At 65.8% G+C, this 13617-nt stretch carries 10 protein-coding genes and 1 pseudogene; 5 read left to right on the forward strand and 6 right to left on the reverse strand.

Annotated features, from left to right (window positions below; all coding sequences use genetic code 11):
* Positions 1-50: 50 nt before the first annotated feature.
* The 5 genes from VG543_RS19580 to VG543_RS19600 all read left to right on the forward strand — a co-directional run bounded on the left by VG543_RS19580 (position 51) and on the right by VG543_RS19600 (position 9711).
* Positions 51-2912 carry a TonB-dependent receptor domain-containing protein gene (locus tag VG543_RS19580; RefSeq protein WP_019660622.1) on the forward strand — a complete coding sequence of 954 codons (2862 nt, stop codon included), beginning with the start codon at positions 51-53 and terminating at the stop codon, positions 2910-2912.
* Between the two features lie 188 nt (positions 2913-3100).
* Positions 3101-5203: a M13 family metallopeptidase gene (locus VG543_RS19585; RefSeq protein WP_019660623.1), complete on the forward strand. Its 2103-nt coding sequence runs from the start codon at positions 3101-3103 to the stop codon at positions 5201-5203.
* Between the two features lie 222 nt (positions 5204-5425).
* Positions 5426-7432, forward strand: coding sequence for a M13 family metallopeptidase (locus tag VG543_RS19590; RefSeq protein ID WP_312543886.1), 2007 nt, complete (start codon positions 5426-5428; stop codon positions 7430-7432).
* A 125-nt stretch (positions 7433-7557) separates the two neighbouring features.
* On the forward strand, positions 7558-8052 hold the full coding sequence (locus VG543_RS19595; protein ID WP_423179072.1) for a VOC family protein: 495 nt from the start codon (positions 7558-7560) through the stop codon (positions 8050-8052).
* Between the two features lie 75 nt (positions 8053-8127).
* Positions 8128-9711 carry a phytoene desaturase family protein gene (locus tag VG543_RS19600; protein ID WP_423179073.1) on the forward strand — a complete coding sequence of 528 codons (1584 nt, stop codon included), beginning with the start codon at positions 8128-8130 and terminating at the stop codon, positions 9709-9711.
* A gap of 98 nt (positions 9712-9809) precedes the next feature.
* On the opposite strand, the gene VG543_RS19605 is transcribed toward VG543_RS19600, so the two are convergent.
* The 6 genes and pseudogenes from VG543_RS19605 to VG543_RS19630 form a co-directional block, all read right to left on the reverse strand.
* Complete coding sequence (locus VG543_RS19605; protein WP_005410509.1) at positions 9810-10484, reverse strand: rhomboid family intramembrane serine protease; 675 nt, start codon at positions 10482-10484, stop codon at positions 9810-9812.
* A gap of 93 nt (positions 10485-10577) precedes the next feature.
* Positions 10578-11006: an MGMT family protein gene (locus VG543_RS19610; RefSeq protein ID WP_423179075.1), complete on the reverse strand. Its 429-nt coding sequence runs from the start codon at positions 11004-11006 to the stop codon at positions 10578-10580.
* Positions 10913-11833, reverse strand: a complete 921-nt coding sequence (locus VG543_RS19615; protein ID WP_019660628.1) for a DMT family transporter — start codon at positions 11831-11833, stop codon at positions 10913-10915. Before VG543_RS19615 ends, VG543_RS19610 begins: the two co-directional genes overlap by 94 nt.
* A gap of 159 nt (positions 11834-11992) precedes the next feature.
* Positions 11993-13351: a glutathione-disulfide reductase gene (gorA, locus tag VG543_RS19620; protein WP_019660629.1), complete on the reverse strand. Its 1359-nt coding sequence runs from the start codon at positions 13349-13351 to the stop codon at positions 11993-11995.
* Between the two features lie 50 nt (positions 13352-13401).
* A pseudogene (locus VG543_RS19625) lies at positions 13402-13491 on the reverse strand (FAD-dependent oxidoreductase); the annotation flags it as partial.
* Positions 13492-13506: 15 nt separating this feature from the next.
* The coding region (locus tag VG543_RS19630; RefSeq protein WP_423179076.1) for a DUF418 domain-containing protein at positions 13507-13617 on the reverse strand (111 nt) is incomplete at its 5' end.

Below are 13617 nucleotides of genomic sequence, written 5' to 3' on the forward strand. Positions count from 1 at the left end.
CCGTACATACACTCCGTTAACCGAAGCATAACAAGTGGGGATCCGACACAATGCGCAAGACCAACCGCCTTATTACGCCCAGCCGCCTGCCGCTCGCCCTGGCAGTGATTGCCTGCCTGCAGGCAGCCCCGGTGCTGGCCCAGGAATCCACCCGCGAGGAAGCAGCGGCGTCAAGTGCTTCGACGTCTGACAAGAAGGCCACTGATCTTGACAAGGTTACGGTCACCGGCTCCCTGATCCGTCGCGCGGACTATGAAACCACCTCGCCGGTGTTCACCATCGACACCGAGCGCAATGCCGCCCAGGGCCAGACCAGCGTCAGTGAATTCCTGCAGAAGTCGGCGATCGGCGCCGCCGAAACGCAGATCACCAATCAGTTCGGCGGCTTCACCACCAATGGTGGTACCGGCGTACAGACGTTCTCGCTACGCGGCCTGGGTGCCAATCGCACGCTTATCCTGCTTGATGGCCAGCGTCCGGGCCCGGCCGGTACCCGCGGCGCGGTCGGCGCGTTCGACCTGAACGTGCTGCCCACCGCCGTCCTGCAGCGTGCCGAGATCGTGAAGGACGGTTCGTCCTCCATCTATGGCTCCGATGCCGTCGCCGGCGTGGTCAATCTGATCACCAAGAAGAACTTCGACCGTCCCGAGCTGACCGTCAGCGGTCGCGTTCCGACCGAAGGCGGCGGTGAAGTATTCTCGGCGTCGCTGGCCAACGGCTGGAACTTCGACAATGGCAGCATCGTCGCCGCCGTGGAATGGTACCGCCAGAACGAACTGACCCGCGGTGACCGCGATTTCTTCAAGTGCGCCGAAGATATCGTCTGGGACGACAAGGGCAACCGCATCGACCGCGTCGACCGCTCCATCCTGGCCGGCACCAACCTGGCCAACTGCCAGAACATGCTGCACAACGTCATCGACGTCGGTTCCGTCCGTTACGTGCCGAGCACCGATGGCAGCACGGTTGGCCCGTTCCCGGGCTATCGTCCGCGCGCCAACCAGACCTATGCCAACGGCAACCCCGTGGCGACGTATCAGGAGCCGTACAACTTCCAGGCTTACGGCCAAGCCCAGATCATCAACCGCCAAGAGCGCAAGACGGTCTACTTTGCCACTGACTTCGGCTTTGATTCGTTCAACTGGAAGACCCAGTTCCTCTACAACAACCGCACCACGGACAACTTCTCGTGGCGCCAGTTCTTCCCGACAGTGCTGATCCCCGGCACCACCACCCGCGCTCAGCCGGTGCTGCCGTTCAAGTCTGCTTCCGAGACCGAAGTTGATTACTACTACTTCGCCAACAAGTTCGATGGCGGCTTCGGCAGCAGCACCTGGGGCTGGGAAGTCAATGCCAACTACAGCCACTCCAGTGGCAAGTACAGCAACCTTGGCATCCGCAACTCGATCAGCGGCGACATCGGCCGTCCGGGTACCGGCACTGCAGCTGCGAACTACTTCGACCCGGGCTATCTGAATGGCTCGAAGGTCGACGAGCTGGTCTCGATCCTCGGCGTCTGGGCCAAGGGCAAGACCACCTACGATCAGACCACGGTCAACGCCGTGTTCAGCGGTGAGCTGTTCGATCTTCCGGCCGGTGCCGTGGCTTCCGCAGTCGGTGTGGAGTACCGCAACTACAAGATCGACGACCAGCCGGGTGCCGATTTTGCCGACATCTGGGGTTCGACCACCGCCGGTCGCACCAAGGGCGACGAGAAGGTGAAGGAAGCGTTCGTCGAACTGGATGTGCCGGTCTTCAAGGGAGTTCCGGGCATCGAGTCGCTGTCGCTGAACGGCTCGGCCCGCGTCTTCAAGTACGACACGGTGTCCGGTTCGGACAAGGTGTGGAAGTTCGGTGTCAACTGGCAGATCATCCCGTCGCTGCGCCTGCGCGGCACCATCGGTACCTCCTACCGTGCACCGGGCCTGTATGAGCTGTACCTTGGCAATCAGACCGGCTTCCAGGCGCAGACCGCGATCGATCCCTGCATCCGCTGGGCTGAAGGCAACAACAGCAACGCTGCTGCCAACTGCGCCGCTGCCGGTATCCCGGGCGACTACACCGCCGCAGGCAACAGCAGCGCCACCGTCTTCACTCGTGGCGGCGCTGGCGGCGACCTGAAGCCGGAGACCTCGCGTGCACGCAGCATCGGCCTGGTGTTCACCCCGGAATTTGCTGACCTGAGCGTTGCGATCGACTACTTCGACTACGAAGTCAGCGACCAGATCACCGCGCTGAGTGCAGCGTCCATCCTGGAAGGCTGCTACGAGTCGACCACCTATCCGAACCGCTACTGCGACCTGATGCGTCGTAATCCGAATTCGGGTACCAACGCGAACATGATCACCGAGGTGTATGCGCAGTACCTGAACATCAACCGCCAGCGCACCCGCGGCTGGGATCTGACCCTGAACTGGGAACACGAGTTCAGCTTCGGCAAGTTCTCGCTGGACTCGCAGGTCACCTACACGGTTGAAGACACCGCCGAGCTGTTCGACAGCGCAGCGGCCAGCGGCCTGTCCTCGTCGGACCAGCTGGGTGATTTCGGTCGCCCGGACCTGGTCGGCAACCTGGGCCTGAGCCTGGAGCGTGGCGACTGGACCTACAACTGGATGACCCAGTACATCGCGTCGACCAAGGACCCGGACCTGCTGGAGACGTTCACCTATCAGGGCCGTCCGAATTCCTACCGCGACATCACCGCTGGCAGCCGCTGGTATCACACCGCCTCGGTGAGCTACGAGCAGGCCGATTGGCAGATTCTGGTGGGCGTCTCCAACGTGTTCGATGCCAAGCCGCCGCTGATCTCCAGCAGCGTCTACTCTTCGCGCTACGGCAACACCCACCCGTTCGCCACCCAGTACGACTACTACGGTCGCACCCCGTTCGTGCGCCTGAAGTACAAGTTCTGATCCACCGCTGACCGCAACACCCGACAGACCCGGCTTTTGCCGGGTCTGTCTTTTCCGGGCCACCAAGCGGCCCCCTTGCACCCGGCCATGACCTTCGACACCCTTGCAGGTCTGGCCGGCGGCGTATCGTTCGGCCCACGGCCGTCCCACGGCCTTTCCCTGACTCACTCGGCCTGGAGGCCATCAAAGTGACCCGTACTCCCAAGATCGTGCTGCTGACCCTGGCCGTTTCGGCCGCGCTGGTCGGCTGCGGCAAGACTGAAACCCCGGCCAAGGACGCCACCGCCTCCACGCCGGCCGCGGCCGAAGCCACCAACTACACGCTGGACGAAAGCAAGCTGCCGGCCTACAACGCTTTCCAGCCCAGCGATCTGGATACCACCAAGGACGCCTGCGGCGCCTTCGGCGACTATGTGAACAGCAAGTGGCTGGCCGCCAATGAAATTCCGGGCGACCGCACCAGCTGGGGTGCGTTCACCATCCTCGACGAGCGCTCGGTGGCCGTGCAGCACCAGCTGGCCGAACAGGTGGCGCAGGTCAAGAATCCGAACCACATCGAGAAAATCGTCGGCGACCTGTGGGCCACCGGCATGGACGAGGCCAAGATCAATGCCCAGGGCATCGAGCCGCTGAAGGCCGACCTGGCCGCCATCGACGGCCTGCAGGACAAGGCGGCCATCGCCGATTACCTGCGCACCAGCGCGGCCAGGGGCGACAACGTCCTGTTCGGCTTCGGTGCCGAAGCCGACTTCAAGAACTCGGCCGTGAACATGGCCTACGCCAGCCAGGGCGGCCTGGGCCTGCCGGACAGCACCTATTACACCGACGCCAAGAATGCCGACAAGCTGAAGGCCTACCAGGCGCACGTCGCCAAGGTGCTGGAGCTGTCCGGTGTCGCCGCTGCCGACGCCGCCAAGCAGGCCGAGGACGTGGTCAAGTTCGAGACCCGCCTGGCCAAGGCCTCCAAGTCGCGCGTGGAGCTGTCGCGCAACGTCGAGCTGTACTACAACCCGGTCACCCTGGCCGATGCCGACAAGCTGACCCCGAACTTCAGCTGGACCGAGTTCTTCAAATCGCAGGGCGTGGCCGCGCCGGAGAAGTTCTCGCTGGCCATGCCGGCCTTCCATGAGGAAGTGAGCAAGGCGCTGGGCGATACCGACCCGTCGGTGTGGCGCGCCTACCTGCGCTTCCACACCGTGGACAGCGCCTCGCCGTACCTGGCCGATGCCTTCGTGCAGGAAAACTACGAGTTCTACGGCAAGACCCTCAACGGCCAGAAGGAACAGAAGCCGCGCTGGAAGCGCGTGCTGGGCACCATCGAAAACGATGCGGGTGAAGCCTTCGGCCAGCTGTACGTGAAGGTTGCCTTCTCGCCGGAAGCCAAGGCGAAGATGGAAGAACTGGTGAAGAACCTGGCCGCCGCGCTGAAGGAGCGCATCCAGGGCTTGAGCTGGATGAGCGAGGAGACCAAGGCCAAGGCCATCGCCAAGTGGGAAACCTTCACCCCGAAGATCGGCTACCCGGACAAGTGGCGTGACTGGTCGGGCCTGCAGACCCAGCGCGACAGCTTCCTGGGCAACGTGCGCGCGGCCAACGAGTTCAACTACAAGTTCAACCTGTCCAAGATCGGCAAGCCGGTGGACAAGACCGAGTGGGGCATGACCCCGCAGACGGTCAATGCCTACTACAACCCGCTGCAGAACGAGATCGTGTTCCCGGCCGCCATCCTGCAGCCGCCGTTCTTCGACCCGAAGGCCGACGACGCATTGAACTACGGCGGCATCGGCGCGGTGATCGGCCACGAAATGACCCATGGTTACGACGACCAGGGCGCGCGCTTCGGGCCGACCGGCAACATGGAAGACTGGTGGACCGCCGCTGACAAGAAGAACTTCGAAGGCCTGACCGGCAAGCTGGTCAAGCAGTTCGACCAGTACAAGGTCGACGGCCAGGCGGTGAACGGCCACCTGACCCTGGGTGAGAACATCGCCGACCTGGGCGGCCTGGCTACCGCCTACGATGCCCTGCAGAAGGCCAGCGCCGGCAAGGAAGACCCGAAGGTGGACGGCTTCACCCGCGACCAGCGCTTCTTCTTCAACTGGGCCACCGTGTGGCGCACCAAGTACACCCCGGAGAACGCCAAGGTCCGCCTGGCGACCGACCCGCACGCCCCGGCACAGTTCCGCGCCATGGGTGCACCGTCGAACCTGCCGACCTTCGCGGCCGCGTTCCAGTGCAAGGCCGGTTCGCCGATGGCCCGCACCGGCGAGCAGCAGGTGGTGATCTGGTAAGTCCTGGCTGACGCTGTTGCAGACCTGCAAAGGCCCGGGAATTCCCGGGCCTTTGTTTTTCCGGGGTGTCTTTCATCCACGCATGGCGTGGATCTTCTGATCCCGGCGCTCCCCGGTAGCTGCCGACCTTGGTCGGCGAATGCACCGCGACGCGTGCATCCCGCGCCCATGCCTGGCTTGCTATAGTGCGCGCGCCCTCAATCCATCACGGATTCGTTCCACATGCCCAACTTCCGTCCGCTTGCCATCGCCCTGGGCATCAGCCTGGCGACCCTGGTCCCGACTCACGATGCGTTCGCCGCCAAGAAGAAGGCCGCACGCGCTCCGGCCGTCAGCGCCCAGTGCAGCGACTTCTACGACGCCACCAATGCAGGCTGGCTGAAGGCCAACCCGGTGCCGCAGACCGGCGCCGTCACCGCGCTGGGACAGCTGGTTGACCGCAGCCGCCAGCAGCAGCGTGAACTGCTCGACGCCGCGATGAAGTCGCCGCAGGGCAATGTGCAGAAGCTGCTGGGCGACTTCTGGGCCAGTGGCCTGGACGAAGCCGCCGTGGAAGCAGACGGCTCCAATCCGATTGCGCCGCTGCTGACCCGCATCAACGCCATCAAGAAGGCCAAGGATGTGCCGGCCTCGATCGCCGCGCTGCACCAGGTCGGCATCCCGGTGGCCTTCAACTTCGGCCCGGACGTCGACCTGAAGGCGCTGGATCGTCACATCGGCTACTTCATGCAGGGCGGCATGGGCCTGCCGGATCCGGCGTTCTATACCCGCACCGACGCCGACACCGTGGCGCTGATGGGCCGCTACCGCAACTACGTCAAGCAGATCCTGGCGCTGACCGGTACCCCGGCCGCCAAGCTGGATGCCGAGTCGCAGGCGGTGATCGCGCTGGAAACCGAACTGGCACGCAATGCGCAGTCGCTGGCCGGCATCAACAACCCGTTCAACAACTACGCGCCCATCTCCACCAAGGAGCTCAACAGCCGCTACCGCAACCTGCAGCTGGATGCCTTCCTGAAGGCACAGGGCGTGGACGATGACCTGGTCTCGCTGGCCGACCCGGGCCTGTTCAAGCAGCTCGATGGCATGGTCACCAAGCTCAAGCCGGAGCAGTGGAAGGCGTACCTGCGCTGGCGCGTGGGCGACTCGATGGCGCCGTACCTGTCCAAGGCCTACCGCGACGCCGAGTTCGAATTCCGTGGCCGTGTGCTGCGTGGCCAGACCCTGCCGCCGCAGCGCTGGGAATCCGTGCTGGATGCAATCAATGTGGCCGCCGGCCCGATGGTCGGCCGCGAGTACGCCGCCCGCTACCTGTCGGCCGAAGATCGTCGCCAGGCCGCATGGATCGTCGACAAGGTGCGCGAAGTACAGATCGAGGCGGTAAAGAACAGCAGCTGGATGAGTGCCGAAGCCAAGACCGAAGCGCAGGCCAAGCTGGCTGCGCTGAAGATCGAGATCGGCACTCCACTGCGCGACCTGGACTACAGCGTGCAGCCGATGGGCCGCGGCTCGTTCGGTGGCAATATGCTGATCGCGTCGACCTGGCGCCATCGCGAGGAAATGAAGCGCATCGGCAAGGGCAACGCCGACCGTCGCTGGGACGTGCTGCCGCAGCAGCCGTCGCTGGCCTATGACCTGGCGCAGAACCGCCTGATCGTCACCGCCGCGATCCTGCAGGGCCCGGTGTTCAACGCCAAGGCCGACGCCGCCGACAAGTTCGGCAGCTTCGGTGGTCTGGTCGGCCATGAACTGACCCGTGCGATCGATGCCAAGGGCGCGCTGGTCGATGCCAAGGGTGAGCTGCGCAGCTGGTGGACTCCGGCCGACAAGACCGCCTGGACCCTGCTCGGCAATCGCGTGGCCGCGCAGTACAGCGCCTACGACTTCCCGGGCGTGAAGGGTGCCAAGGTCAACGGCACGCTCACCCAGGAAGAGAACCTGGCCGACATCGCCGGCCTGGAACTGGCCTGGGCCGCATACACCGCGCAGGAGCCGAAGGCCAAGCCGGCACAGCAGCAGGGCTTCTTCCGCGCCTGGTCCACGTTGTGGGCGCAGCAGCTGTCGCCGAACGAGGCCGCGCGCCGCCTGACCGCCGACATCCGCGCGCCGGGCCTGTGGCGCAGCAATGGCACGCTGGCCAACCTGCCGGCGTTCGGTGCCACCTTCAGCTGCAAGGCTGGCCAGCCCATGCAGCGCAGCGAATCCGAGCAGATCAAGGTCTGGCGCTGAGCCAGCCGTCACGCTGGGGATGCAGAGGGCGCCTTCGGGCGCCCTTTTTTTTGCGGATGCAGCACGATCCCGGGTTAACACCGCCCGTGCTATCGCTGCGCCTTCGTCCGCTGCGGAGCCCGACCATGGCATACAAGAACACGATCTGCATCTGGTACGACAACGGCGCGCTCGAGGCCGCCACCTTCTATGCCAACACCTTTCCCGACAGCGCGGTGAGCGCTGTCCACCACGCCCCGGGCGACTACCCGGACGGCAAGGAAGGCAACGTACTGACGGTCGAATTCACGGTCTGCGGCATCCCCTGCGTCGGCCTCAACGGCGGCACCGCGTTCAAGCACAGCGAAGCCTTCTCCTTCCAGATCCAGACCGAGGACCAGGCCGAGACTGACCGCTTGTGGGACGCCATCGTCAGCAACGGTGGCCAGGAGAGCCAGTGCGGCTGGTGCAAGGACCGCTGGGGCATTTCCTGGCAGATCAGCCCGCGCATGCTGATCGAAGCGGTGACCAGCAAGGACAAGGCGCTGGCCAAGCGGGCCTTCAACGCAATGATGCCAATGAAGAAGATCGACATCGCCAGCATCGAAGCAGCGATCAAAAAAGGGGACGGAGGGGATTAAGTCGTTTTTCCCCATTGCCGCTGGCCGCGTGCCAACTGCAACTCAATCCTCTCCGTCCCTTTTCCCGAGGTGCTGATGTCCTGGGATGCGATCATCATCGGTGGTGGCCACAACGGCCTGGTCTGCGCGGCCTATCTCGCACGCGCTGGCAAGAAGGTGCTGGTACTGGAACGTCGTGGCGTTCTCGGCGGCGCGGCGGTCACCGAGGAATTCCACCCCGGGTTCCGCAACTCGGTGGCGTCCTACACGGTGTCATTGCTGCAGCCGAAGGTGATCGACGACCTGCAGCTGCATGCGCATGGGCTGCGCATCATCAATCGCCCGGCCAACAACTTCCTGCCATTGCCGGACGGCCGCTACCTGCTGTCCGCACCGGGCCGCACCCAGGTCGAGGTCGCGAAGTTCTCCGAGCGGGATGCACAGCGGCTACCCGAATACGAAGCGCGCCTGGAGATCTTCGCCGACGTGCTGCGCGCCTGGGCCCTACGCGCGCCACCGGACCTGGGTGTAGCAGGCGGTTGGCGTGCGCTGCCCGCGCTCTGGCAGATGGGCCGCCTCGGCCGCGAACTGGCAACGCTGGATGCTTCGCTACGCCAGGAACTGCTGGACCTTTTCACGCTGTCGGCCGCCGAGTACCTGGACCGCTGGTTCGAGAGCGAGCCGATCAAGGCCCTGTTCGGTTTTGATGGCATTGTCGGCAACTATGCAAGCCCGTATACACCGGGCAGCGCCTACGTACTGCTGCACCATGTGTTCGGCCAGTGCAATGGCGTGAAAGGTGCGTGGGGCCATGCGATCGGCGGCATGGGCGCAATCAGCCAGGCCATCGCCGCCGCTGCACGCGCGGCTGGCGCGGAACTGCACGTGGACGCCGGCGCGCGACGCGTACTGGTTGAACACGGCAGTGCCGTGGGAGTGGAACTGACCAACGGTCAAATCCTGCGTGCACGCGCGGTGATCGCCAACGTCAATCCGAAGCTGTTGTACGAGCAGATGCTGGCCCCGGCACAGGTACCGGACGCGACCCGCGAACGCATGGCGAACTGGCGCTGCGGTTCCGGCACGTTCCGGATGAACGTGGCGCTGTCGCGGCTGCCGGACTTCCGCGCCCTGCCCGGGCCCGGCGATCACCTCAGCGCCGGCATCATCATGGCGCCCAGCCTGGAGTACATGGACCGCGCCTGGCTGGATGCGCGACGCGACGGCTGGTCACGCGAACCGATTGTGGAGATGCTGATTCCCAGCACGCTGGACGCTTCGCTGGCGCCGCCCGGCCGGCATGTGGCCAGTCTGTTCTGCCAGCACGTGGCACCGGTGCTGTCCGATGGACGTCACTGGGATGATCACCGTGACACGGTGGCCGATCTGATGATCGCGACTGTCGACCGGTATGCACCCGGCTTCGCCGACAGCGTGCTTGGCCGACAGGTGCTGTCACCGCTGGACCTGGAACGCGCCTTTGGCCTGGTCGGCGGTGACATCTTCCACGGCGCACTGAGCGCCAACCAGCTGTTCTCGGCACGGCCGATGGTCGGCCAGGCTGGCTATCGTGGCGCCCTGCCCGGCCTGTATCTGTGCGGGTCGGGAACACATCCCGGGGGCGGCGTGACCGGCGCGCCAGGTCACAATGCGGCGCAGGTAGTGTTGCAGGATCTCTGAAGGCGTGCCGACCAGCGGTCGGCACCTACCGCGTCAAATGATCCTGGCGAGGTGTGCCAACCAAGGTTGGCACCTGCAGCGTCAAATGATCCTTCGGCTCATTTGACGCTGCGCAGATGGTTCGGGCGCTTCGGTGGACCCGGCGGGCGGCGCTTGTTGAACGGCGGTTGCCCGCGCCAGTAGCGGATCAGCAACCAGCCGAACAGCATGCCCCCGAGGTGCGCGAAGTGGGCCACGCCCGGCTGCCAGCCGGTCATGCCCAGCACCAGTTCGCCCACGCCGAACAGGATCACGAACGTGCGCGCCTTCATCGGGATTGGTGGGAACAGCAGCATCACCCGCTGGTTCGGGAACAGCATGCCGTAGGCCAGCAGCAGGCCGAACACGCCGCCAGAGGCACCCAGCACCGTGGCCGGGTTCTCCAGCAGCGTACCCACCAGCAGCTGGCAGACACCGGCACCGGCCACGCAGACCAGGTAATACAGCAGGAAGCGCTTCTCGCCCCAGGTCTGCTCCAGCGGCGCACCGAACATGAAGACCGCCAGCATGTTGAAAAACAGGTGGCCGAAGCTGCCATGCAGGAAGCCATAGGTCAGCAGCTGCCACGGCTGGAAGTTGCCGCCCGGCGAGAACGCATCGAAGCCCTGCTGCAGCGGTTGCAGCATGAACGGCTCGAAGGTCTGCATGCCGAGCAGGAACGGCTGCTGCAGCAGGAACAGGATCGCGTTGGCGATCAGCAGGGCCTTGGTGACGGTTGGCAGTCGCGGGAACATGGGAGCACCGGCATGGAACGACCTCCATCATAGCCGCAGCACCGCGCCTTGTTGGCGACCCGCAGGTCCGGCCTGTTCAGTCGCCAGCGGCGCTCAGCCCGGCCCCCATACGGCAGCATCCAGCGCTACCGTCGGATCGGTCGTGGGCATCCGCACCCGGCCGTTCTCAACCACCACGCCCTCGGCACGCAGCCGCTGCGATTGCTCACGCCAGCCCGCCGACCCTTCTTCCAGGGCAATGCGCCCGTCCGAGCGCAGCACGCGGTGCCAGGGCAGGTCCGGGTCGTCGTTCTGGCCCAGGACGCGCGCGGTCAGGCGCGCGCGCCCGGGCAGGCCAGCGCGCATCGCGACCTGGCCATAGCCCATCACCTGCCCTGCCGGGATCGCGCGGATCACCGCCAGGATGCGCGCACGCGCCTGCTCCGGGGTCAGCGCCGCAGCCGGGTCACCAGCAGCACGCCGATCAGCACCAGCACGGTGCCGGCGATCTGCGCCGGCCCCATCGGTTCGTCGAGCAGCCATAGGCTCATCACGATGGTGGAAACAGGGCCCAGCATACCGACCTGTGCGGCCAGCGACGAACCCACGCGCTGCACCGCCAGCATGATCGCCAGCACCGGCAGCACCGTGCACACCGTGGCGTTGACCAGCGACAGCCACTGTACCGGCGCCGGTGCCTGCCACAGCAGTGGCAGCGGATGGGTCACCGCGAAATGCAGCAGCACCAGCACGCTGGCCACGCAGCTGGCATAGGCGGTCAGCCGCACTGCACCGATGCGCGCGACCACCTGCCCGCTGCCGAACAGGTACAGCGCATAGCTGAGCGCACTGCCCAGCACCAGCAGGCTGCCGACGATGATCTGGCCGCCCTCGCGCTGCAGGTCGTGCCCGAAGGCCAGCAGCACGCCGAGGTAACTCAGCACCAGCGCACCGATCTGCCAGCGGCCCGGCCGCTGGCGCGCCAGCAGCACGTTGATCAGCAGTACCAGGGTCGGGTTCAAGTACAGGATCAGCCGCTCCAGGGTCACGCTGATGTACTGCAGGCCCTGGAAGTCGAGCAGGCTGGACAGGTAGTAGCCGGTGAAGCCCAGCCACAGCACGCGGGCGCGATCAGCCCAGGACAGCGGCTCGGCCCGGCGTGCGGCCCACAGGGCCATCAGTACGAACAGCGGCAGCGCCATCAGCATGCGCAGCGCGAGCAGCGTGGTGGCATCGACGCCATGGCGCAGGCCGAGCTTGACGATGATCGCCTTGCCCGACGCGGCAATGGCACCGATCGCGGCGAGGCCGATGCCGCCCAGCGCAATGCGTGGGGAAGCCGTAGCGATGCGGGAAGCGGGAGTGGACATCAGGACGACGGCGGGCCGCGCAGGGCGGCCCGGTAAGACGTGGGGACGCCCATTGTCGCACGGGGGCGCCCGCTGCCCTGTAGAGCCGAGCCCGCGCTCGGCTTCGCCAGGCCGGGGCGAAAGGCAGCCGAGCAGGGCTCGGCGCCACAACGGCCCGGCTCAGCGCATCAGCACCACTTCTTCGGCCGAGGTCGGGTGGATCGCCACGGTGTCGTCGAACTGGGCCTTGGTCGCGCCCATCTTCACCGCCACGGCAAAGCCCTGCAGGATCTCGTCGGCCGCTTCGCCCAGCAGGTGGATGCCCACCACGCGTTCTTCCGGGCCGGCACAGACCATCTTGAACAGGCTGCGCTGGGGGCCGTTGGCCAGCGCCTGCAGCATCGGGCGAAAGCGGCTGTGGTAGACGCTCACCTGGTCGAAACGCCGGCGCGCTTCCTCCTCGCTCATGCCCACCGCGCCCAGCGGCGGATGCGAGAACACCACGCTGGCCACGTTCTCGTAATCCATCTTCGACTGCGGGCGGCCCCCGAACAGCCGGTCCATCAGCCGCCGCGACGCGGCCACCGCCACCGGGGTCAGGCCGACCTTGCCGGCGATGTCGCCGACCGCATGCACGCTCGGCACACGGGTGGTCTGCCACTCGTCCACCTGCACCTGCTCGTGCTCGCCGATGTCGATGCCGAGCGCTTCCAGACCCAGGCCACGGCTGTTGCCGCGGCGGCCGGCAGCGAAGAACACCGCATCGAACACGCTGTCGAGCGGGCCATCATGGCCGAATGCACGTACGCGCTCACCATCGCGCTGCAGTTCGCGCAGGCGATAGCCGAAATGGATGCGCACGCCCTGCTGCTTCAGGTTCTCGGCCAGCTGATCGGTCAGCTCGTAGTCGAAGCGATCCAGCAGCCGCTGACCGCGCACCAGCAGGCTCACCCTGCTGCCCAGTGCCTGCAGCAGGCCAGCCAGCTCCACCGCGATGTAACCGCCACCGATGATCGCCACCTCGGCCGGTGCCGCGCGCAGATCGAAGAAATCATCGGAAACCAGGCCCAGTTCCGCGCCGGGAATGTCCGGGCGCAGCGGGTGCGCTCCGGTGGCGATCAGGATGTGTTCGGCGCTGTAGCGCACGCCATCGCTGCAGGCCACGGTGTGCGCATCGAGCAGATGGCCGCGCGCCGGAATGCGCACCACGCCGGTTTCGTCCAGGCGCTTGTGGTAGCTGGTATGGATATTGCTGATGTAGGCCTGGCGATGTATCACCAGTTCCTTCCACGACAGCGCCGGGCGCGCTTGGACATCGAAGCCCATCGCACTGGCCAGGCCGATGCGCTCATGCAGGTCAGCTGCCAGCCACATGGCCTTCTTCGGCACGCAACCGACGTTGACGCAGGTCCCACCCAGTTCGCCCGGCTCCAGCAGCGCCACGCGCTTGCCGTGCTGCGCGGCGCGGATCGCACCGGCCAGGCCGGCGGAGCCGCCGCCGAGGACGATCAGGTCGTAGTCATAGGGTGCAGTGCTCATCGGAATCGCTCGGGTCGGTAGGGGGCAGGGTCGATCACCGGCGTACGGACTCATACGAGATCGGCGATCAGCTGGCCGTTGCCGGCGCTCATGCTGATGCCGAGCATGCCATGCCCAGCTGCAAGCCAGACGTGAGGATGCGCGCCCTGCATCGATCAGCCCTGCCCGGCTCCACGCCGCATCGGTGGCCACTGGCGGTAGGTCATTGCACGCCATAGCCATTCCACCGGACCAAAGCGGAAGCGCGCCAGCCACGCGTGCGAAAC

This window comes from Stenotrophomonas sp. CASM101 (assembly GCF_049384845.1).
Classification (GTDB): Bacteria; Pseudomonadota; Gammaproteobacteria; order Xanthomonadales; family Xanthomonadaceae; genus Stenotrophomonas; species Stenotrophomonas hibiscicola.

Coding starts and splice junctions, on each gene's coding strand:
- VG543_RS19580 (WP_019660622.1), top strand. CDS start 51: ATGCGCAAGACCAACCGCCTTATTACGCCCAGCCGCCTGCCGCTCGCC.
- VG543_RS19600 (WP_423179073.1), top strand. CDS start 8,128: ATGTCCTGGGATGCGATCATCATCGGTGGTGGCCACAACGGCCTGGTC.
- VG543_RS19595 (WP_423179072.1), top strand. CDS start 7,558: ATGGCATACAAGAACACGATCTGCATCTGGTACGACAACGGCGCGCTC.
- VG543_RS19610 (WP_423179075.1), bottom strand. CDS start 11,006: ATGGCTGCTCGACGAACCGATGGGGCCGGCGCAGATCGCCGGCACCGT.
- gorA (WP_019660629.1), bottom strand. CDS start 13,351: ATGAGCACTGCACCCTATGACTACGACCTGATCGTCCTCGGCGGCGGC.
- VG543_RS19590 (WP_312543886.1), top strand. CDS start 5,426: ATGCCCAACTTCCGTCCGCTTGCCATCGCCCTGGGCATCAGCCTGGCG.
- VG543_RS19605 (WP_005410509.1), bottom strand. CDS start 10,484: ATGTTCCCGCGACTGCCAACCGTCACCAAGGCCCTGCTGATCGCCAAC.
- VG543_RS19615 (WP_019660628.1), bottom strand. CDS start 11,833: ATGTCCACTCCCGCTTCCCGCATCGCTACGGCTTCCCCACGCATTGCG.